Raw genomic sequence first — 22,222 nt, forward strand, 5'->3', positions numbered from 1 at the left:
ACGGAACGCAGCTCTCGTGGGCAGCGGATTCAGGGGTGGGGGAACGGCCGGTGGTGCCCTCCCCCTTGGGAGGGCACCACGGCCGGCGCGGGCAACCGCGCCGTGTGCGCTGTTACTTCTTCACGTACAGCTGTGTCGGGTCGATGCTGCTGAGCACGTCGTTCATCACGGCGCCGCCGACCTTCGATCCGTACAGCTGGATCTGCTTGTAGTACATCAGCGGAACGTCGGGCAGGTCATCCTTGAGGATCTTGTCCGCGAGCTTGGCCCACTCCTTGGCGGCCTTGTCCGCATTCGTGATCTTGGAGATGCGGTCCATCTCCTTGTTCATCTTGGGGTTGTCGTAGTGCGAGTAGTTCGTCGCACCGTCCTGCACCTGGCGGCCGTCCAGCGTCGGCGGAACCACCGTGCCGGCGCTCGGCCAGTCGGCACCCCAAGAGGAGTGGTACATGTCGTACTTGTTCTTGATCTTGCCGATCTGGTCGTAGTAGGTGTCCGTCACGATGTCCTTGAGCTGGACGTTGAAGCCGGCCTTCGTGAGGTTGTCCTTCGCCGCGATGGAGAAGTCGGACCACTCGGGCGAGTTCTGGTAGGCGAAGGTCAGCTTCATGCCGTCCTTGCCGGCTTCCTTCAGGATCCGCTTGGCCTTCTTCACGTCGCCCTGCGGGTTCTTGACCTTGCCGTACGGGTCGGACTCGCTGTGGCCGGCGACCGTCGGGCTCAGGTAGTTGCCCGCCAGCTCACCGCCGCCGGAGCCGCCGAAGGCCTGGAGCAGGGACTGCGCCGGGAGCGCGTAGGCGATGGCCTCGCGGACCCGCTTGTCCTTCAGCCGGTCCATGTTGAGCGAGATCTTGCCGACGTAGGGCTGGTAGCCGGACAGCGAGCGGTCCTTGACCTTCGGGTCGGAGCGGACCGACTGCATGCTGGAGGCGTCGACCTGGTTGTTGAAGCTGACCGCGGTCTTGTTCTCGGCGCTGTCGGAGACCAGGCGCTTCGTCGAGGCCTCGTAGGAGACGCCGAACTGGATGTTGTGCGTGTCCGGGTACTGGTGACGCACCGCGTCCGTCTTCGGGTCCCATTCCTTGTTGCGGACCAGCTTCATGCCCTTGCCGGACTTGAAGGAGGCGATCTTGTACGGGCCGGAGGACACCGGCTTCTTGTCGTACTTCTCCTTCGTGTCGCCCTTCTCCTGGACCGCCGAGTATCCCACCATGCCCAGCGCGTAGGGCAGGTCGGGCTGCGGGTCCTTGAAGTGGAAGACGATGGTCTTGTCGTTCGGCGTCTCGAGGATCTTGTCCGGCAGGTGCTTGCCCTTGTATGGGCCGTCCGGCAGCAGCTTGCGGTAGCCGGTGCCGCTCTTGCCGGCCATCCACTGCTGGATGAAGACCGGGCCCTCGGAGATGAACGGCGCGAACTGCCGCTCGAAGGTGTGGCGTATGTCCTTCGACGTGATCGGGGAGCCGTCCTCCCACTTCACGCCGTCCTTCAGCGTGTACTTCCAAGTCCGCTTGTCCTTGGAGGGCTTGCCGCTGTCGGTGGCGAGGTCGCCGACGACCGTGTACTTGCCGGCGTTGTCACGCTTGTAAGTGGTCAGACGACGGTGGATGAGGGTCGACATGGTGCCCTCGTCGCTCACGTACATCTGCGCCGGGTCCAGGTGGGCGTAGCTGTCGCGCTGGTAGACGGTCAGCGCGCCGCCCTTCTGTGCGCCCTTGACCGGCTCGGCCGGGCCCTTCGAATCGGCGGCGTCACCGAAGTCGTACCTGACCTGCTGCTTGGTGGCGTCGTCCTTGCTCGGGCCGCCCGCGTCGCCCCCGCCGCCGCTGCTGCATCCTGTGAGGATGAGAGCGCCCGCGGAAAGCCCCACGACGGAGACGCGCGCCGTACGCATCCTGAATGTCCTCATGGTGTGGTAGCACCTGCCTGTCGGTTGTCCGTTGCTGCCTGACTCATGCGGTGCTGGGGTGGCAGCACCCCCCGCTGCTCGGTCTTCAACGTCCCGATTTCGGGTCGAAGGCGTCCCTGACCGAGTCCCCGAGCAGGTTGAACGCGACGATGAAGATCACCATCGCGACGCCGGGGAAGATCATGTAAGTGATGTCGCTCTGGTAGACCTTGGCGCCCGTGGAGAACATCCGGCCCCAGTCCGGGGTCGAGGCGGGCATGCCCACGCCGAGGAAGGAGAGACCGGCGACGCCCGTGACGAAGTTGGGGAGCATGTAGGTGGACTGAACGAGGATCGGCGTGACCACGTTCGGGAGCAGCTCCTTGCGGATGATCCGCCACGGCGGAGTGCCCGCCACCTTCGCCGCCTCGATGAACTCCCGCTCCCGAAGCGTCAGCACCTGCCCGCGCAGCAGCCGCGCGAGCGTCATCCAGCCGAGCAGCCACATCACGAAGATCAGCACGCAGGCGCGCAGCCACGTGGGCATCTCGTCGGTGGGGTCGACCACGAGGGCACCGACCACCGGCACGAAGGCCACGAAGAAGAGCTGGTTCGGGAACGACATCATCAGGTCGGTGAGACGGCCCAGGAAGTAGTCCGTCTTGCCGCCCATGTAGCCGCCCGCGACACCGATCACGACGGCGAGCAGCACCGAGAGGATCGTGATGACCACTGCGAGCGAGAGGGATGTGCGCATCCCGTAGACGAGCTGGGTGAGCACGTCGCGCCCGAGGCCCGGTTCGAGACCGAACCAGAAGTCGCCGTCGATGCCCCCGTTGGGCTTGACCGGGTAGGCGTTGTCGTTGAGCAGACCTGGCTGGGTCTGTCCGTAACGGGTCCACGGGTCTTTCCCGTACAGCCAGGAGATCACGGGCGCGAGCGCCGCGATCGCGAACACCGCGATAACCACGAATGCCGATATGACGCCCGTACGGTCGCGCTTGAAGCGCATCCACATGAGCTGGCCGGGAGAGCGGCCCACGAGCTGGTCTTGCACGGGTTCTTGACCGCCGACCGGCTCGGTGGTCAGGCCTGCGCCGTCGGGCTCTGGGGTCTCTGCCCCGGCGATCGCGGCCTGGGATGGACTTGTCATCGTGTCTGCGCCCCCGCGCTCGTCAATCTATGCGGATAGATCCATGCGTTGGCACGCTGACAGTCCGTGCCATGGGTTGAGGAGACTTTGCAAGTCAATAACTGCTCAGTCAAGGGGTATCGGCTTCAGCATGTGGACCCTCAGCGCATCTTGAGCGAAGGTTTTGCAGATTGAGGTCACAATGTGCTTGACCGCCTCGCGCGACATGAGACATATCGCCATATGGCGCCCTGAAGGCCGTTAACACGACCGCAACTTCGTCGTCGTCACACCGATATACGGACCATGAACCCTGAACTCCGTACGGCCGTGCGGGTGCCGTAGCGCCGGGCCGTGGCGGGGCCATGCCGCCACGGCCCGGTCGCCGTGCCGTTCCGCATGCCGGGTGGCAAGGTCCGCAGGCAGCCGAGGTGAACCGCGGGGAAACGCCACAGTAGGCTTGTCCGACGCTACGACGCCGCCGTCCTGACCGAACGAGCGGTTTCGGGAACCGCACCGCCGGGGGGCGTGAATGAGCCAGGGCAGGATGCTGAGACCCGGCGCGCGTATCGCCGGCGCCGTACTGCTGGCCGCGCTGGCGGTGCTCGATCTCGCGTGGATCGCCCGTGACTTCGGGCAGGCCACGGACGTCACCGACGCGTGGTGGATGTGGTCGGGCCTCATCTTCCGTGCGCAGGACGGCATATGGGCCAGCTCCTTCGTGGAGCCCACCCTGCTCGTCCTCTATACGGTGTGCGCCGCCACGGCCGCCGTGTCCTCCGCCGCCGGGGGCGTGCTCGTCTCCACGGGTGTGCTGACGATCCTGCTGCGCGTCCCCACCCTGTGGAATCTGAACGCGAGTTGGGTGAAGGGCGGCGTCTCCGACGCGCTGCGGAACCAGGTCTTCACCAGCGTGATCGCCATGCTCGTGGTCGGTGTCGCGCTGATCGTGCTGGCGGCCGCCGGGCGGCGGAGTGTGCCGCGGGCGGACGGGGACGACGGGGGCGACGGTGCCCTCGGCGGCACCGGCGCCACCGGCGCCACCGGCGGCACCCGTGACGATCCGCCCGCGCGTCCCACCCGCGCCGGAGGCCTCACTGCCTGCGTGCTGCTGACCGTGGTGGCGGCCGTGCTGCTCTCCTGGGAGATCCACTCGGTGACGGAGCAGGGCTGGGAGCTGTACTCGCACCACTTCACCGGCGACAGGGCGCTGGCCACGCTGCTCGCCGTGCCCGACAGCTGGTACGGCTGCGCGCTGGCCCTGGTCTGCCTGCCCGCGGCGGTCGCCGCCCGCGCCCGTGCCCCGTACTCGCGGCCTCTCGGGATGACCGTCTGCGGGCCCCTGCTCGGACTCGGCCTCTTCCGGCTCTCGTTCGGGATCAGGTCGGGGCTGCTCGGCGGCTTCGGCGAGATCGCCGCACGGGATCAACTGTGGCTCTGCACCGCCTTGTTCGACGTCCTGGCCGCGCTCGGGGTGCTGCTGGCCCTCGCCGGACGCGACGGGGACGCCGCCGCCGGACCCGCCACGGACGGTGAGGCCCGCGCTACGGCCCCGCGCCGCCCCGGACCCGCCGCCGGACCCGCCGCGGACGGTGAGGCCCGCGCCACGGCCCCGCGCCGCCCCGGACCCGCCACCGCCACGGACGGGCCCGCGAGCGGTACGGACGACCTCGCCGCCGGTACGGACGGGCGGGGCACCGCGACGACCTGACGGCACCCGCCCGGGCGCGAACGGTCCCGGAAGGGACCGGAGAGCGCACGTTCCGCCTCTCCCGGAAATCCGGTCCCGGAAATCCGGCCGGGCCCGTATTCCGCTCAGTTCTCGGAAGACGGCGCGGGATTGGCGAAGCGTGACACCAGATCCTCGGCCATCTTCTGCTGTTCGCTCCCCTGCACCGACTCGGTGGTCTTGATCGCCGTCGTCAGCACGGAATTGACGGGCGCCTCGGGACGCAGCCGCACCGGAGTGCAGGTGATGTCGAAGCGCTGCGCGAGATCGGTTCCGTGCAGCGGCAGCGTCACGCTCCGCAACTCGGTGACCTGGCCCTCCTGGAGGACCCAGTCCATCGAGTCGAAGATTCCGGCCTCCTTCAGAGAGGGATAGGCCTCCCGCCCGGGAGTCAGCAGATCCGCGCGGCCGAAGGCACTTCCCTGCCGGGTGTTGGCGAACCGCAGCAGATGCTCGGGCCCCTGGGTGAGCATCATCGGGAAAGGCGCGCGGTCGAATACCGCGAGGAGTTCGTCCTGCTGCGCGAGAACGCTGTCACGAAGCTGGAATTCGGGCTTCAGCGTCTCGGCCAGGAACTGCATCTCCGACTTCTGCTTCTCGGTCCACCGGTGCGGGCGTACGTCGGCGACCGTGACGGTCCCGATGATCAGGCCCGTGTTGTCCTGAAGCGGCGTACCGAGGTACGCGCGTACGTTCAGCGCCTCCACGACCGGGTTGTTGCGGTAGTGACGGCTCGCCAGGACGTCCTCGATCGCCAACTGCGCCTTCTGCCGCACCACATGGGGGCAGAACCCGATGTCGATGGGCGCGTCCCGCGAGTCGGGGGCGGGGGGCAGGTCGCCGATCCCGAAGGGCACACCGGAGCGTTCGCCCTCCTGCTCGGAGGAGGGGAAGCAGAGACCGCGGAACATCTGCTGTCCGCCGATGAAGTTGACCATGGCGATGGGGGCGTCGGCGAGGCTGCTCGCCAGCGTGGCTATGCGGTCGAACTTCTCTTCAGGCTCAGGGGAGTTGAGGCCGAGGCGCTGGAGCCGGCGCTCACGCTGCTCATCCGCGAGCCGCGCGTCTTTGGAGGCGGTGGAGTCCATGGCCGCACATGAAACCAGAGATGGCGCGTACTGTCCTGGCGCACTTCGTACGGCCTGAGGCAGCACGACGCGCGCCGCCCGCCGTGAACACGGGCGCGCCGGCGGTGAACAGGCGCAGCGCAGAGGCGGACCGTTCACCCAGCGAAAGCTTCCCGCCAATCTTCAAATCCGGACACGTGGGACGTGCGAAAACCCTGGGCACAGGTGGCCAAGAAACGGTGAAGAAAAAAAGCCATGTTCCAGGCATATGCCCGCCAAATGACTGTCCTCGATGCTGTTACTGCGCCATACCGCCCAGTACGTCACTGGGCGACATGTCCCGAACGCATCAAGTTAGAGCCACGGTGGAATGCTGACGAGCGGGTGGCAGCATCATCATCGCGCGTCACGAAGGCAATGGAGGGGCGGTAGTGAGGCGAGAAGCGATGGGCAACGAACCCCGGTCGGTGGCTGTCATCGGCATGGCATGCAAGTTCCCCGGCGCCGCGGATCCCGACCAGCTGTGGGACATCCTGCGAAACGGACGCGACGCGACAAGCGAGACTCCGCCGGAGCGCTACGACGTCGATGCGATGTACTCCGCACACCCCGAGCCCGGGACGGTGGTCAGCCGCCGTGCCGGATACCTGGACGCGATCGCCGAGTTCGACGCCGAGTTCTTCGGCATGTCGCCCGGCGAGGCCGCGGACCTCGACCCGCAGCAGCGGCTGCTGCTGATGACCGCCTGGGAGGCACTGGAGGACGCCGGGCAGCCGCCCGGCGAGCTGGCAGGCGGACGTACCGGCGTATACGTGGGCAACACCCGCGGCGACTTCCTCGAACGGCGGTTCCGCCAGGGGCTGGAGACCGTCACCGCGTCACAGCTCAACAACTACCGGGCGCTTCTGGCGGGAAGGCTGTCGTACCAACTCGACCTGCGCGGCCCCAGCGTGCTGATCGACACGGCCTGCTCCTCCTCACTTGCGGCCGTCCACGCGGCGGTTCAGAGCATCCGGGCACAGGAGATCCCGCTCGCCCTCGTCGCGGGCGTGAACATCGCGCTCCGGCCCGACGAGTCCGTGATGATGACGCAGGCGGGCACCCTCGCCCATGACGGGCGCAGCAAGTTCGCCGACGTGGGGGCCGACGGCTTCGCGCCCAGCGACGGTGTCGGGGTCGTCGTGCTCAAACCGCTGGCCGCCGCCCGCGCCGACGGCGACCCGATACGTGCGGTCATCCAGGGAAGCGCGGTCGGCAACAACGGCCGCACCAGCGAGTCACTGCTCGCGCCGTCCGTCGAGGGCCAGACGGCGGTGCTGAAGTGGGCGTACGAGGACGCCGGAGTGGCCCCGTCGGAGGTGGACTTCGTCGAGGCCCACGGGTCCGGCGCCCCGAACCTCGACCAGGCGGAGCTCGAAGCGCTGGGCAGGGTCGTCGGCGAGGGCAGGCCGGCCGACCGGCCCTGCTACGTCGGCTCGGTCAAGACCAACATCGGTTACGCGGAGGGGGCCGGCAGCATCGCCGGGCTGATCAAGACCGTGCTGTGCCTGGAGCACCGGCGGATCCCGCCCAACCTCCACCTGTCGACCCCGACGCCGCTGATCCCCTGGGACGAGCTGCCGCTGGCGGTGCCGACCGGGCTGCTGGAGTTCCCCGACCGCGGGCGGCCCGCGATCGCCGGCGTCACCGGCCAGGGCGCGTCGTGTCTCAACGCGCACGTGGTGCTGCGCGAGGGCGAGCCGCTCACAGCAAGGGGCGGCGCCGGTTCCGCTGAGGACGCCGCCGGAAGCACGTACCTGCTGCCGCTGTCGGCCCGAACACCCGCCGCTCTCAAGGAACTTGCGCTCGCATACGCCCGGCACCTCTCGCCCGGCGGCAAGGGTGCGGCCTTCGGCCTGCGCGACATCTGCCACAGCGCGGCGACGCGCCGCCAGCATCATCCGCACCGGATGGCGGTCGCCGGTGCCACCCACGCCGAGTTGGTCAACGCGCTGTGCGCACGGGCACGTTCGCACGAGCCGGGCGGCAAGGGCCGCTCCCGCGACGTCTCCCGTGAGATCTCCCGTGACGCCGCCCTGTCGTACGACCCGGCGCTGTCGGCCGCGGCGAAGAGCTATCTCGACGGCCAGGACGTCGACTGGAACGCCCTGTTCGGAGCGGGCTGTGTCTTCGTGCCGCTGCCCGCCTACCCCTGGCAGGCGGAGCGCTACTGGCCGCGCGACGCCGCAGCCGGCGCGGACTCCGCCGGTGGCGGGAGCGGCGACGGCGACGACCTGGCGACGGTCCTGCTCGGCGAGCACGCCCGTGCGGCGTCCGACTACCGGGACAGCTCCCTGCTCTCGGAGATCGGCATCGACTCGCTGGCGAGGATCGAGATCATCGCGAAGCTGGCGCAGGAGCACCGCTTCGAGATCGACCCCGAGGAGCTGGCCTCGCTGCACACCGTGGGCCAACTGCGCGTGTTCCTCCGGCAGTTGGAGGCGCAGACGGTATGAGCGCCGACCCTCCCGACACCACCGGCCGTCCCCGCACCACCGGCCGTCGATGCACCACCGGCCGTCCCGGCACCACGACTCGCCCCGGCACCACCACTCGTCCCGACACCACCGCTCGCCCCGACACCACCGGCCATCCCAACCTCTACGCGCAGTTCCGCGCCGCGGCGGCACTGCACGACGGCCACACCGCCCTGGAGGCGGGCGGCCACGAGCTGACCTACCGGCAACTCCGGGACGCCGCCGAGGCGTTGGCGGCACGGCTGATCAGCAGTCACGACGGGCGGGTGCCCCGCCGCATCGGACTGCTCTCCAACCGCTCGATCGGCTCGTACGTCAGCTACCTCGCCGTCCTGTGCACCGGCGCGACGGTCGTGCCGCTCAACCCCGACTACCCGCACGGCCGCAACGCCGTCATCGCCGAGGCCGCGGACCTCGGGCTGCTCATCACCGATCCGCATCCGGCGACCGCCGAACTGGACGTCCCCAGACTGACGTTGACCCCGGAGGAGGTCGTGGGGCTGGCCGCGGAGGCGCCCGCCCGGCTGCCCGAGTGCCCGGCCACGCCCGGCGACGTCGCGTACATCGTGTTCACGTCGGGCTCCACCGGTACGCCCAAGGGCGTGCCGGTGCTGCACCGCAGCGTCATGGCCTACGTCGACTACGCAAGCGGGCTCTACGACGTGACCCCGGGCAGCCGCTGCTCCCAGACCTTCGATCTCTCCTTCGACGGCTCGGTCTACGACCTGTTCGTCACCTGGAGCCGCGGCGGCACCCTCGTGGTACCGCAGCGCAGCCAGTTACTCTCCCCCGTCTCCTTCGTCAACTCGGCCCGGCTGACGCACTGGTGGTCGGTGCCGTCGCTGGTGTCCTTCGCCGACCGGCTCGGCACCCTCAAGCCGGACAGCATGCCGACGCTCCGCCGCACCCTCTTCGGCGGCGAACCGCTGTCGGTCACGAGCGCGCGGCTGTGGCAGGCGGCCGCGCCCAACAGCACGATCGACAACCTGTACGGGCCGACCGAACTCACCTGCACCTGCACCGGATACCGGCTGCCGGACGACGTCGCCGAGTGGCCGGAGTCGCCCAACGGCACCGTGCCGATAGGCAGTTGCTATCCGACCGTGGAGTACCTCGTGCTGGACGAGGACGGCGCGCCCGCCACGGACGGCGAGCTGTGCCTGCGCGGGTCGCAGCGCTTCCCGGGCTATCTCGACCCCGCCGACAACGCGGGCCGCTTCCTGTCGGCCGACGGTGAAGGCGCCGTGCGGCCGCATCCCACAGGTTCGCCGCCGACGGACAGCAGCTGGTACCGCACGGGCGACCGGGTGCTGGAGACGGACGGGCAGCTCGTGCACCTCGGCCGTACGGACCACCAGGTCCAGATCCGCGGCTACCGCATCGAGCTGGGAGAGATCGAAGCGCAGCTCAGACAGCACCCGGAGGTGCGCGACGCGATCGTCATAGCCGTGGAGGGCCGCAACGGCGAGCAGGACCTGGAGGCCGCCGTGACCGCGAGCCACGACGACACCGAGGGCATGTACCGCACGCTCAGCGCCCGACTGCCCGCGTACATGCTCCCGCGCCGCATCACCGCCTTCGAGCAGCTGCCGCTCAACCCCAACGGCAAGGTCGACAGAAAGGCCCTGGCGTCCGCCCTGGCGAAGAACCGCTCCTGACACCCGGGACGCGTGGACGACGCCGGTGACCCGGGCGTTCCGCGGTGCCGCCGATGACGCCGGCGGCACCGCGGACGCCCGGGAGACCGGGGACGCCTTACGGGCGCACCGAGTACCGGAGACCAGTGACCTCATCAACGTCTGCGAGATTCAGGCATGTTCGACGTCATCGTGGTGGGCGCCCGGTGCGCCGGATCACCCACGGCCATGTTGCTCGCCCGTGCCGGACACCGGGTGCTTCTGCTCGACAGAAGCGGACGCGGAACCGACACGCTGTCCACCCACGTCATCCACCAGCCCGGAGTCGCCGCGCTCGCCCGCTGGGGACTCCTCGACCGGATACGCGCCACGGGCTGCCCGCCCATCGAGCGGGTGCTCTACCGCGTGGCGGACATCCGCCTGGAGGGGTGCAGCGGCGGAGTCGACGGCCACGAGGCCGCGTACGCACCCCGCCGGCATCTCCTCGACCCCGTGCTCGCGGACGCGGCCGCCGAAGCCGGCGCCGAGTACCGCACCCGGTGCACCGTCACCGGGCTGCTGCGCGACGACGCGGGACGCGTGTGCGGGGTGCGCGCGAAACACCGCGGACGTGAATTCACCGAGCACGCAAGGCTCGTGATCGGCGCGGACGGCATGCGTTCCACGGTCGCGTCGCTCTGCGAAGCCCCGAAGGTGCAGGAGACCCCGCGTCAGACGTGTGCCTACTACTCCTACTGGGACCACGAGTCGTCAAGGCTCGAACTCCACGAGAGGCCGGGCGGCTGGGTGGCCTCCGTTCCGACGAACGGCCGGAAGACCCTCGTGCTGACCTACTTTCCGCAGTCGTCGTACGAGGAAGTGCGTGCCGACGCAGAGAAGGCGTATCTCGAACAGATACGGGTCACGGCTCCCGCGGTGTACGAGGAGCTGCACGGCAGTACGCGCAGCGAACGGCTGCGGGGCACCGGGCATCAGGAGAACTTCTTCCGGCAGGCGACGGGACCGGGCTGGGTGCTCGTCGGCGACGCCGGACATCACAAGGACTCCATCACCGCCCGCGGAATCACCGACGCGTTCGTGCAGGCGGAATCCCTGACGGAACACATCGGCGGAGCGCCGGCCGACGAGACGAGCCTGGACGAGGCGCTGGCGGACTTCGCCCGCGACCGGGACATTCTGATGGCGGAGAGTTACCGTGCCGCGCTCTCGGCGGCACGTCTGGAAATCCATCCCAAGCGTCTGTCGCTGCTGCGCGCGGTGCAGTCGGACCCCGGTCTCACATCGACCTACTTCGACATATTTGCCGGAATCCGTCCGGCCACCGCGCTGTACACGCCTCAACTGCTCGCCCGCCTATAGGGGGTTCTACGAGGCCGGAAGCTGCACGGAATCTTTTCGAACCCGCCGGTTTCCACACAGTGTCAGACCTCTCCTGCGCGGGAGGTCGGCACTGCTTTCCGGGTCTCTCGCACAACTGATAGACATAGCCTGTGAACAGCAGAATCCCGGGGTCCGCGGAGCCTTACCGCGGGGCCGCGTTCGTCGTAACTCCCCCGCTCACCAGGGGGTGTTGACGGGGCTTCGCATTCGCCGTGGACGCATCCCAACTGGTAGCGTTCCCGGCCATCTGCCGGGAAAGCCGCGTCAGCGAATGCAGTGATCAACTGGCACAACCGAGCCCACTCGGCGGAAAACCTCTTAAGCGCCACCATCGGTCCGCTGTCGCGAGGAAGAAGATGTCAGACGAACGCGACCGGCACAGAGTGCCGAAGACTGCACGTCGTCGCTCCCTGCGCATTGCGCTGGTTTCGCCCATTTTGATACCCGCGGTGGCCCTCGCGGGAATGTGGGCGTACGCGGCAAGCGATTCCGTCGAAAGCGGGCTCGCGTTAAGAGCGGATGCCAAGGCCGGCGCCTCCGCCGGACAGTCCGTCCACACCCTCGTGACCCGCTTGCAGAAGGAGCGCCGTCTCACCGTCGCCTGGCAGAGCCACCGTACGGAGAAAGGCCACCGCAGCCTCGAAGAAGCCCGCACCCGCACCGACGACGCGGTCACCGCATTCCACGCGGCCGGCGCGGATCCCGGTTCCCGGGGCGGCGAGAAGGAACGCGGCCTGACCAAGGCCCTCGGTGAACTCACCCGCGAGCGGAACCAGGTGGATTCACGGGCCGTCACCCGCAGCGCCGCCTACGGCTACTACACCGACACCACCGGGGCCGCCACCGCCCTCCTCGCCGAGGTGCTCCACAGCGACGACGGGCAGCTCGCGCACAGCGCCTCCGCCGTGACCGCGCTCACGCAGATCTCCGAACTCCTCGCCCGCGAAGACGCGTTGCTGACCAGCGCCCAGTCGTCCGGGCACCTGAGCGCGGGCATACGGCAGTCCTTCCTCGGCCACGTCGCCACTCAGCGCCAGGTCGCCGCCGTCATGGACACCGGCGACATCCCCGCCTCCGCCGCCCGCGACTACCGGAAGATCGCCGACACGCCCCAGTGGACCGTGCTGCAACGGATCGAGGACGCGGTCGCCGCCGACAAGGATCCGGTCGCCCACCGCACCACCCCCGGCAGCACGCTCCCCGACGCAGGCAACTCCCAGTCGCAGGGCGCCCCTTCACGCTGGGCGCTGCCCGAGCGGACCGACGAGTGGCGGCCCGCCGCGGACACCGTCGCCGGAGACCTGCGCGACGCCACCTCCGCATCGCTCGACGGCCTGGCCGCGCAGGGCTCCGAACGGGCCGACGACGCGCTGCTGTCGGCGGTGACCGGCTCCGTGATCGTGCTGGGCGTGCTGGGCCTGACGGCGTATCTGACCGTGCGTTTCCCGCTCTCGCTCGTACGCCGGCTCTCGCGGCTGCGGGACGGCACGGCGCAGTGGACGGACCTGGCCCTGCCGGAGCTGGTCGAGCGCCGCGCACGCGGCGAAAGCGGCCAGGACGCACCCGAGATGCCGTACGGGGGCGCGGGCAGCGGCTCCGCCGACGACGAGATGGGCCGGCTGGTCGAGGCCGTACGCGACCAACAGCGCGCCGCCGTCACGGAGTTGGAAGCCATCGCGCAGATGGTCGACGACCGCTGGAAGGCCGCCGCGCAGACCAGCGAGCAGCAGGCGCGCAAGCGCGAGGGCGCCGAGACCGTCGTGCTCGGCCTGCTCCGCCGGAACCAGCTGCTGATCAGCCAGCTGATCAGCCTCATCGACAGCCTCGAACGCCGGGAGCACGACCCCGAGCTGCTGACGGACATCTTCAAGATCGACCACCTGGTCACCCGGCTCCGCCGGGACCTGGAGAACCAGTCCCTCATCGTCGGAGTCCAGCCCGGCCGCCGCTGGAGCAAGCCGGTCCCGGTCTTCCAGGTGCTGCGCAGCGCCGTCGCGGAGACCGTCGACTACACCCGTATCGAGGTGGAGACCGCACCCGAGTTCTCGCTGTCGGGACGGGTCGTCGCCGACGTCGGCCACATCCTCGCGGCGCTCATCGAGAACGGCACCGCCTTCTCGCCCCCGCACACCAACGTCACCGTCAGGGCCGAGGAAGTCGCCGGCGGCCGGCTCGCCGTGGAGGTCATCGACCGCGGGCTCGGCATGGACGGCGAGCAGTACGCGCACCTCAACCAGCTGCTCGCCGACCCCCCGGAGCCGGACGTCACGCGGCTGGGCGAGATCCCGCAACTCGGCCTGTTCGTGGTGGCGTTGCTGGCCAACCGTATCGGCCTGGAGATCACGCTCAGCAAGTCCGCGTACGGCGGTACGAAAGCCGTCGTGCTCATCCCCAACGAGCTGCTCGAGGAAGCCCCGCCGATCCTGCCGAAGCTCAGCGAGCAGGCACGTCCGCGGCCCGCGGCACCTGCGCGTGAACGGCCGCCGGCGCCCCCGCGCGAGGGGACCGCCGAGCCCGATCCGGAGCCCGGGCAGGACACCGTGCCGGAGCCCGCACCGTGGCCCGCGCCGGGAACCGCGCCCGTCGAGCGCCGCGAACGGCCCGCACCGGAACCGGCACCGGCATCCGCCCCCGCACCCGAGCCCGAGGCCGAGCCCCGGCCCGCGGCCCCGGCCGCTCCCGCGCCGCAGCCCGAGCCCGCCGCCGCTTCGGTGGCCGCCGCCCGGGACACGGAGGAGAACTGGCGGGACCCGGAGGAGGACCACGGCGGCTTCCCCTCGTACACGGGCGGAGGCCTGCTGACGCGTTCGAAGCAGCGCACCGCGGTCGAGACCCCCATGCAGTCCGTGTCGCTGCTGGCTCCCACCGGACAGCACGCGGCACCGGCGCCCGAGGACGAGGCGCCCTCCCAGCACGTGGAGGCCCCGCGGCCTCCGGAGTCGGCGCCGAAACCCCTGACGCTGCCCACGAGAAAGCCGGGCGAGAACCTCGCAGCACCCCTGCGCCGCTCGCCCGAGCAGCCACGACACGAACAACCCCCCGCAGACGACACGTCCCCGTGGCCCGCCCCGGACCGCGCAGGGGCGATAGCCGGCGCCGTGCAGCGCGCGAGCCGTCAGGCCCGCACCGAGTCGACGGACACAGAGCGCGACGGTGCCTCCCCGGAGGATCCCCGACCTTGACGGACCGAGGCACCGAGGTTTCCTGAGGAAGGACCAGAACATTGAACGAGCAGTCACCAGGCTACGAAAAGCTCAATTGGCTACTTGACGGCTTGCTGGAGCGGGTTCCGGAGACGCACCACGTCATTGTGCTGTCCCAGGACGGACTGCTTCTCGCGCGTTCGCGCGATGTCAGCAAGGACGACGCCGATCACATGTCGGCACTCGCCTCCGGGCTGCACAGCCTTTCGCAGGGTGCCGCCCGCCGCTTTCACGGAGGAAGGGTGCGGCAGACCGTCATCGAAATGGAGAACGTGCTTCTCCTCATCACCGCGGGCGGCGACGGTTCGCGCCTTGCGCTGCTGGCCTCCGAAAAGGTCGACGCGGGAATGGCCGCGTACGAGATGGCGAAGGTCGTCCAGCAGGTCGGCATGCACCTCGGCGCTGCGCCCCGACTCGAAGTCGCGGCCGGTGACCCACCTCGATAAATGGGCACCCCGCACAGTCCTCAGTGGTTCGACAGAGAGGCCGGATTCACCACCCGGCCGTACGCGATCACGGGTGGGCGCACATTACCCAGCCGCTCGGATCTCACGCTGATTACCCAAGTGGTCGGAAACGGTCTGCGTTCCGACCACGACGTACGCAGGGAGCAGCCGGAGTCGGCCGCCATCCTCGACCTGGTCAGGGAGCGCCCGCTGGCGATCGTGGAAATCGCCTCGTACCTGGACCTGCCGGCCAGCGTCGTGCGGGTCCTCTGCGGGGACCTGGCCGACAGGTCACTCATCCTGGTCAAGAAGCCAGGGCCGGAGAAGAACACCCCGGACGAACACGCTCGGGTTTTGCGTAAGGTGATCGATGGAATTCGAAAGCTCTGAACCGCGGCGTGCGCCGACAGCTTTGCCGACGGCGTTGAAGATTCTCGTCGCGGGCGGTTTCGGCGTAGGCAAGACGACCATGATCGGATCGGTCAGCGAGATCGAGCCGCTGAACACCGAAGAGGACATAACGGAAGCCAGTCTCGGGGTCGACGACCTCAGAGGAATTCCGGACAAATCGACCACGACGGTCGCCATGGACTTCGGCCGCATCACCCTCGATCAAGAGGCTGAGAACGTGCTGTATCTGTTCGGAATGCCCGGACAGGAACGCTTCTGGTTCATGTGGGAGGACTTGGCGTCGGGAGCGCTGGGCGCGGTGATCCTCGCCGACTCACGGCGGCTTTCCGACTGCTTCGCCTCGGTGGACTTCTTCGAGCAGTGCGGCATTCCGTTCGCGATCGGCGTCAACTGCTTCTACGGCGAGTGCGACTTCAGCGTCGACCAGATACGCGGCGCGCTGAGCCTGCGGAGTCCGGTGCCCATCGTGATGTGCGACGTGCGGTACCGCGAGCCGAGCAAGGAAGTGCTGCTGGCGCTGCTGGAGTCGGAGCAGACGAAGGTGATGGCCTGACGCCACGGGGGCCCGCCCGCCGGGCTCACTCGGGCGCCGCCGCCCCCGCCGTCTCGCCTTCCGTCTTCTCCCCTGCCCTCTTCTCTCCTGCCGTGCTCTCCCCTGCCTTCCGCACCGGCCGGTCCTGCGCCTCCGCCGCGTAGTGGCATGCCGACGGATGGCGCGCGGGCCCGGCGAGGACGCGCTCCCCCTCCGCCGGGATCCGCAGCACCGGCTCCTCCCGCGCGCACCGCTCGTCCGCACGCCGGCAGCGCGTACGGAACCGGCACCCGGAGGGCGGGTTCGCCGGCGACGGCACATCGCCCTCCAGCACGATCCGCGCACGCCCCGCCTCCGCCCCCGGATCCGGTACGGGCACGGCCGACAGCAGCGCCTGCGTGTACGGGTGCGTGGCGTGCTCGTAGATCTCGCTCTCCGTCCCCGTCTCGACGAGCTTGCCGAGATACATCACGCCGACCCGGTCCGAGATGTGCCGTACGACCGACAGATCGTGCGCGATGAAGATGTACGAGAGCTCGAACTCGTCCTGTAGCCGCTCCATCAGGTTGATCACCTGCGCCTGGACCGAGACGTCGAGCGCCGATACGGGCTCGTCCGCGACGATGATCTCCGGCCGCAGAGCCAGCCCCCGCGCGATGCCGATCCGCTGCCGCTGCCCCCCGCTGAACTGGTGCGGATAGCGGTTGACGTACTCCGGGTCGAGCCCGACGACGTCCAGCAACTCCCGTACGGCGCGCCACCGTTCGCCCTTCGGCGCGACCTCGGGGTGGATGTCGAAGGGTTCGCCGACGATGTCGCCGACCGTCATACGGGGATTCAGCGACGTGTACGGATCCTGGAAGACCATCTGGATGTTGCGGCGCAGGGACTTGAGCGCCCTGCCGCTCAGCCGGGTCACGTCCTCGCCCTTGAAGCGGATGCTGCCCGAGGTCGGCGTCTCCAGGCTCGTCACGAGCTTCGCCACCGTCGACTTGCCGCAGCCCGACTCCCCGACGATGCCCAGGGTCTCGCCGCGTCTCAGCTCGAAGGAGACGCCGTCGACGGCCTTGACCGCGCCCACCTGCCGCCTGAGGACGATGCCCTGGGTGAGCGGATAGTGCTTGACGAGGTCGCGCGCCTCCAGGATCGCCTCGCCCGGCACCCGCCCGGCGGGCGCCTCCGCCTGCGCCTCCATCTGCGCCGTCGCGCCCGCGTCACCCGCCCCCGCGCCACCAGGCGCACCCTCACTCGGCGCACTCGTCATCGAGCAGCTCCTTCCAGAAGTGGCACGCGCTGGTCCGGCCCGCCCCGGCCTCGTACAGCGGCGGCTCGTCGGCACGGCACACGGGCCGCGCCGAGGGACAGCGGGGATGGAAGCTGCACCCGGGCGGCACTCGGAGCAGGCTCGGCGGCAGGCCCTTCACCGCGTTGAGCTGCTGCCCCTTCTGGTCGAGCCGGGGAATGGAGTCGAGCAGGCCCCTGGTGTACGGATGGGCGGGCGCCCGGTACAGCTCGGCCACGGGCGCGGTCTCGACGATGCGTCCCGCGTACATCACGGCGATGCGGTCCGCGACGTCCGCGACGACGCCGAGGTCGTGCGTGATCAGAATCAGCCCCATCCGGTACTCGCTCTGCAACTCCGCGAGCAGATCCATCACTTGGGCCTGGACGGTGACGTCGAGCGCGGTGGTCGGCTCGTCCGCGATGATCAGCTCCGGCTCCAGGGCGAGCGCCATGGCGATCATGATGCGCTGCCGCATCCCGCCACTGAACTGGTGCGGGTAGTCGCCCGCGCGGGCGCGCGCCGCGGGGATCCGCACCCGCTCCATCAGCTCCACCGCCCGCTCCCGTGCCTCCTTGCGCGAGGCGCCGCGGTGCACCTGGAACATCTCGCCGAGTTGGGCGCCGACGCTGAGCACGGGGTTCAGCGCGGACAGCGCGTCCTGGAAGATCATCGCCATCCGGGCACCGCGGACGGCGCGGCGCTCCTCCTCCGGCATCTTCAGCAGGTCACGCCCGCCGAATACGATCTCGCCGCCGGTGATCCGTCCGGGCGGGGAGTCGAGGATGCCCATCACGGACTGCGCGGTCACGGACTTGCCGCAGCCGGACTCGCCGAGCACGGCCAGGGTCTCGCCCTCCCCGACGCCGAAGCTCACGCCGTCCACGGCGGTGGCGACACCGTCGCGCGTACGGAACTCGACGCTCAGGTCCCGCACTTGGAGCAGCGGCGAGGCACCGGCGCCGGCAGGCCGCCCCGGCACGGGCTGTGTCCGAGTCACGTACGCCTCCCTCAGCGCAGCTTGGGATCGAGGGCGTCGCGCACCGCGTCGCCGAGCATGATGAACGCCAGCACGGTCAGGCTCAGCGCGGCGGCCGGATAGAGCAGGATGTGCGGCGCGTTGCGGAACTGCATCCCCTGCGAGGCGTCGGAGATGTCCGCGCCCCACGAGACGGTGGGCGGCTGGAGCCCGACTCCGAGGTAGCTGAGGGTCGCCTCCAGGGCGATGTACGTGCCGAGGGCGATGGTCGCCGTCACGATCACCGGGGCGACGGCGTTGGGGAGGATGTGCCGCACCAGCATCCGCCCGTTGCCGGCACCGAGGGCCCGCGCCGCCAGTACGTAGTCGTTCTGCTTGGCCGCGATGACCGAGCCGCGCGCGATACGGGCGATCTGCGGCCAGCCCAGCAGCACGATGAAGGCGACCACCGTCCATACGGAGCGGCTACCCGTCATCGACAGGAAGACCAGTCCGCCGAGCATGATCGGGATGCCGAAGAAGACGTCGGTGAGCCGGGAGATCAGGGCGTCCCACCAGCCGCCGTAGAAGCCCGCGAGCCCCCCGAAGACGCTGCCCACGACCGCGACGCCGAGGGTGGCGCAGACGCCGACGGTCACGGACGTGCGGGCCCCGTAGACCACCCTCGTGTAGACGTCGCAGCCCTGGGTGTCGTACCCGAACCAGTGGCCGGGCGCGGCCGGGTCGAGGGACTTGTCGAGGCTGCACGACAGGGGGTTGCGGCCGGCGATGAGCCCCGGCCACACCGAGACCAGGACGAGGAAGAGGATCAGCAGCGCCGAGACGACGAAGACGGGGTTGCGGCGCAGGTCGTGCCAGGCGTCCGACCAGAGACTGCGGGCGCGCTCGCCCGGTGCGGGTTCGCCGGGGGCGGCCTGGGGCGCGGCCGGGTCGGTGGCGGGGCCGGGCGCCAGGGCCGTGGCATCCGCCGCGGCACCGGCCGCGCCACCGGCGACGGCTTCGGCGGGGGCATCGGCGGGGGCCTCGGCGGGGACTTCGGCCACGGCTTGCTCGGCAGGCGCGGCCCCGGCAGGTGCGGTCTCGGCCACGGCAGCGCTCTCGGCCCCGGCAGCGGTCTCGGCTGGGCTTCCCGTTGCGCCCGGGCTTCCCGTCCCGGCCGGAGGCTCGCCCGCGGAGGGCGTGCTCTCGGGGGCGCGCTCAACCATGCGTCACCTCCCGCGAGTCGGGCCTGCCGGCCGCGGTGCCGTGGGGCTCACGCATGCCGTTGGGTTCACGCATAGCGGATCCTCGGGTCGAGCACGGCGTAGAGGAGGTCGACGATCAGGTTCGCGAGCAGGAAGACGATCACGAGGATCGTCACGAAGCCGACGACGGTGGGCGAGTTCTGCCGCACGATGCCCTGCCACAGCTGGAAGCCGACGCCCTGGATGTTGAAGATCCGCTCGGTGACCAGGGCGCCCGCCATCAGGTTCCCGACGTCGGTGCCGAGGAAGGTGACGACGGGGATCAGCGAATTGCGCAGCAGGTGACGGACGTTCACGCGGGCCCGCGGCAGCCCCTTGGCCAGCGCCGTCCGTACGTAGTCGGCGCGTGCGTTCTCACTGATCGAGGCACGCGTGAGCCGGGTGACGTACGCAAGCGACAGCAGCGCCAGCACCAGCCCCGGCAGCAGCAGTTGGCCCACCGGCGCCGCGGGCGAGACGGCCGGTGCGATCCAGCCCCACTTGACGCCCAGCAGGTACTGCGCCAGCGTCCCGGTGACGAACGTCGGCACGGAGATCACGACCAGGGTGAGCATCAGCACCGAGCTGTCGAGCGGACGGCCCCGCCGCAGCCCCGTGACCACGCCGAGCGCGATCCCGATGACGATCTCGATGACGAGCGCGATCAGCGCGAGCCGCAGCGTCACGGGAAAGGCCCTGCCCATCAGTTCGGTGACGGGCTGCCCGTTGAAGGCGTTGCCGAAGTCGCCGCCGAAGATGTCGCCCAGGTACAGCACGTACTGCATCCACAGGGGCTTGTCGAGATTGAACTGCGCCCGCAGCTGCGCGGCCGTCGCCGGGTCGGGGGCCCGGTCCCCGAACATCGCGTTGACCGGGTCGCCGACCGCGTACACCATCACGAAGATGAGGAACGTCGTCCCGAGGAAGACCGGGACCATCTGGAGCAGTCGTCTGACGACGTAGCGCCCCATGGGACTTCACACTCTCACTTGACTCTGATGTCGGTGAACACCGGGACGGAGAAGGGGTTGAGCCGTACGTCGCTCACCCGGTCCGAATAACCCGCGTTGCCGTCCTGGTACCAGAGGGGAATGGCGGGGAGGTCGTCCAGCACGATCTTCTCCGCCTTCTGGAATTTCTCGACGGCCTCGGTCCGGCCGGCGGCGTTCGCCTCGTCCATGAGCTTGTCGACGCGCTTGTCGGAGTATCCGGCGTCGTTGGAGGAGGCGTCGGTGTAGTACAGCGGCTGCATGAAGTTCTGGATCAGCGGATAGTCCATCTGCCAGCCGGTCCGGAACATGCTCTTCAGCTTCTTCCCGGCGATGTCCTTACGGAATTCGCCGAACGTCGGCACGGGATTGACGCTGCACGCGTTGCTCTTGCCGAGCGTGTTGTTGATGCTGTTGCAGACGGCGTCCATCCACTGACGGTGCGAGCCGGTGTCGACGTTCGAGGTGAGCGTGAGCTTGCCGCCCGGCAGTCCGCCCGCGTCCTCGATGAGCTTCTTCGCCTTCTTCGGGTCGTACTCGCACACCTCGCCGCACAGACGCGGATCGAAGCCGCCGGACTTGGAGAGCACGGGGGACGTCAGGTCGCCGGCCGGCCTGCGGGTGCCGTGGTAGATCTTCTCGGTCACTTCCTTGCGGTCGACCGCCATCGAAAGACCGCGCCGGACCTGCTTGGCCTTCTCGCTCTGCCATTCCTTCCTGTACAGCGGGAAGGAGAGCGTCTGGAGAATGCCCGCGGGCTGGTTGATGTAGCGGCCGTCGAGGTCGCGCTTCGCGTTCTTCAGCTGCCCGGCGGGCAGTTCGTCGAAGACGTCGAGGTTTCCGGCCTGCAAGTCGGTGTAGCCGGTGTTCTGGTCCGTGTAGACCTTCAGCTCGACGCCCTTGTTCTTGGGCTTGTCGGGACCCGCGTACTTCTTGTTCACCGACAGCCTCATGGACTGTCCCTTGGTGTACGAGTCGATCTTGTACGGGCCGTTTCCGACCGGCTTCTTCAGCCAGCTCTGGTGGTCGGTGAAGAACTTCTCGGGCAGCGGCGAGAACGCGGCGTAGCCGAGGGTGTCGGGCCACTGCGAGAACTTCTGATTGAGCCTCACCTGGAAGCTGTCCTTGCCCGTCACCTTGAGCCCGGACATCTTCTTCGCCTTGGGCTTCGCGCTCTCGTTCTCGGGGTGTACATCGTCGTAGCCGTCGATGTACTCGAAGAAGTACGAGCTGACCTGGTTGTTGCTGACGAGCGCGCCGTAGTTCCAGGCGTCGACGAAGGACGCGGCCGTGACCGGCGTGCCGTCGGAGAACTTCCAGCCCTTCTTCAGCGTGATGTCGAAGGTCTGCTGGTCGTCGGTCTTGATCGACTTCGCGACGGCGTTCTCCGCCTTGCCGGTGCGCGGGTTGTAGCGCTTGAGCCCCCGGAACGTCATCTCCAGGACCTTGCCGCCCTGCACCTCGTTGGTGTTGGCGGGCTCCAGGGGATTCTGCGGGTCGGTCCAGAAGGCCCTCACGATGCCGGCGTCCGAACCGGCCGCGGCTCCGCCGCCCGCTCCCCCGCCGCAACCCGCGGCCGCCAGGGTGACCACCGTCGCACAGCCGAATGCCCACGTGACACGCGTGGCTCCACGCATGGGGTGCCTCCCTCGGTACCGCCGACGTCCTGCCTTGCGGACCAGATAACACCCTTCGCGCGCTTCCATCTCGCTGCGATGACCGCGCCCGGGCCGTGATTCACCCGCCGGTCCCCGTGCGCCGCGGCCCGATTGCGGGCCGGACAGGGGGAATTCACACGACGGAAAGCGGCG

General features: G+C 69.3%; 16 protein-coding genes. 8 read left to right on the forward strand and 8 right to left on the reverse strand.

The window, feature by feature from the left end:
• Positions 1–112 precede the first annotated feature (112 nt).
• A complete protein-coding gene (locus HCC61_RS05355) occupies positions 113–1,906 on the reverse strand; it encodes an ABC transporter substrate-binding protein (RefSeq protein ID WP_169134098.1) in 1,794 nt (597 codons plus the stop codon).
• Positions 1,907–1,991: 85 nt separating this feature from the next.
• Complete coding sequence (locus HCC61_RS05360; protein WP_169134099.1) at positions 1,992–3,038, reverse strand: ABC transporter permease; 1,047 nt, start codon at positions 3,036–3,038, stop codon at positions 1,992–1,994.
• A gap of 526 nt (positions 3,039–3,564) precedes the next feature.
• On the opposite strand from HCC61_RS05360, the gene HCC61_RS05365 reads away from it, so the two are divergent.
• Complete coding sequence (locus HCC61_RS05365) at positions 3,565–4,728, forward strand: hypothetical protein (RefSeq protein WP_169134100.1); 1,164 nt, start codon at positions 3,565–3,567, stop codon at positions 4,726–4,728.
• A 104-nt stretch (positions 4,729–4,832) separates the two neighbouring features.
• On the opposite strand, the gene HCC61_RS05370 is transcribed toward HCC61_RS05365, so the two are convergent.
• The gene (locus HCC61_RS05370; RefSeq protein WP_169134101.1) at positions 4,833–5,834 is read right to left on the reverse strand and encodes a GAF domain-containing protein; all 1,002 of its coding nucleotides are present in this window, start codon (positions 5,832–5,834) and stop codon (positions 4,833–4,835) included.
• Positions 5,835–6,259: 425 nt separating this feature from the next.
• Between HCC61_RS05370 and HCC61_RS05375 the strand changes: the two genes are divergently transcribed.
• The 7 genes from HCC61_RS05375 to HCC61_RS05405 all read left to right on the forward strand — a co-directional run bounded on the left by HCC61_RS05375 (position 6,260) and on the right by HCC61_RS05405 (position 15,959).
• On the forward strand, positions 6,260–8,308 hold the full coding sequence (locus tag HCC61_RS05375; protein WP_169134102.1) for a beta-ketoacyl synthase N-terminal-like domain-containing protein: 2,049 nt from the start codon (positions 6,260–6,262) through the stop codon (positions 8,306–8,308).
• Positions 8,305–9,987, forward strand: coding sequence for an amino acid adenylation domain-containing protein (locus HCC61_RS05380; protein ID WP_169134103.1), 1,683 nt, complete (start codon positions 8,305–8,307; stop codon positions 9,985–9,987). The genes HCC61_RS05375 and HCC61_RS05380 overlap by 4 nt, the downstream gene beginning before the upstream one ends.
• A gap of 156 nt (positions 9,988–10,143) precedes the next feature.
• Positions 10,144–11,325, forward strand: a complete 1,182-nt coding sequence (locus HCC61_RS05385; protein ID WP_169134104.1) for an NAD(P)/FAD-dependent oxidoreductase — start codon at positions 10,144–10,146, stop codon at positions 11,323–11,325.
• A gap of 470 nt (positions 11,326–11,795) precedes the next feature.
• Complete coding sequence (locus HCC61_RS31170) at positions 11,796–14,528, forward strand: nitrate- and nitrite sensing domain-containing protein (protein WP_169134105.1); 2,733 nt, start codon at positions 11,796–11,798, stop codon at positions 14,526–14,528.
• 41 nt (positions 14,529–14,569) lie between these two features.
• Positions 14,570–14,995 (forward strand): roadblock/LC7 domain-containing protein, encoded by a 426-nt coding sequence (locus HCC61_RS05395; RefSeq protein ID WP_169134106.1) that lies wholly within the window; start codon positions 14,570–14,572, stop codon positions 14,993–14,995.
• On the forward strand, positions 14,996–15,385 hold the full coding sequence (locus HCC61_RS05400) for a DUF742 domain-containing protein (protein WP_169134107.1): 390 nt from the start codon (positions 14,996–14,998) through the stop codon (positions 15,383–15,385).
• Positions 15,366–15,959 carry an ATP/GTP-binding protein gene (locus HCC61_RS05405; protein ID WP_169134108.1) on the forward strand — a complete coding sequence of 198 codons (594 nt, stop codon included), beginning with the start codon at positions 15,366–15,368 and terminating at the stop codon, positions 15,957–15,959. Before HCC61_RS05400 ends, HCC61_RS05405 begins: the two co-directional genes overlap by 20 nt.
• Positions 15,960–15,984: 25 nt before the next feature.
• On the opposite strand, the gene HCC61_RS05410 is transcribed toward HCC61_RS05405, so the two are convergent.
• From HCC61_RS05410 to HCC61_RS05430, 5 genes are all read right to left on the reverse strand, one after another.
• Positions 15,985–17,133, reverse strand: coding sequence for a dipeptide ABC transporter ATP-binding protein (locus HCC61_RS05410; RefSeq protein WP_169134526.1), 1,149 nt, complete (start codon positions 17,131–17,133; stop codon positions 15,985–15,987).
• Positions 17,134–17,182: 49 nt separating this feature from the next.
• Complete coding sequence (locus HCC61_RS05415) at positions 17,183–18,220, reverse strand: ABC transporter ATP-binding protein (protein ID WP_346777036.1); 1,038 nt, start codon at positions 18,218–18,220, stop codon at positions 17,183–17,185.
• A gap of 11 nt (positions 18,221–18,231) precedes the next feature.
• Positions 18,232–19,287: an ABC transporter permease gene (locus HCC61_RS05420; protein ID WP_346777037.1), complete on the reverse strand. Its 1,056-nt coding sequence runs from the start codon at positions 19,285–19,287 to the stop codon at positions 18,232–18,234.
• A gap of 182 nt (positions 19,288–19,469) precedes the next feature.
• Entirely contained in the window at positions 19,470–20,393 is a 924-nt protein-coding gene (locus HCC61_RS05425) for an ABC transporter permease (protein WP_169134109.1), read from the reverse strand.
• Positions 20,394–20,407: 14 nt separating this feature from the next.
• A complete protein-coding gene (locus HCC61_RS05430) occupies positions 20,408–22,048 on the reverse strand; it encodes an ABC transporter substrate-binding protein (RefSeq protein ID WP_169134110.1) in 1,641 nt (546 codons plus the stop codon).
• Between the last annotated feature and the right edge of the window lie 174 nt (positions 22,049–22,222).

Origin of the sequence: Streptomyces sp. HNM0575 (assembly GCF_012726265.1) — a bacterium.
Taxonomy (GTDB): domain Bacteria; phylum Actinomycetota; class Actinomycetes; order Streptomycetales; family Streptomycetaceae; genus Streptomyces.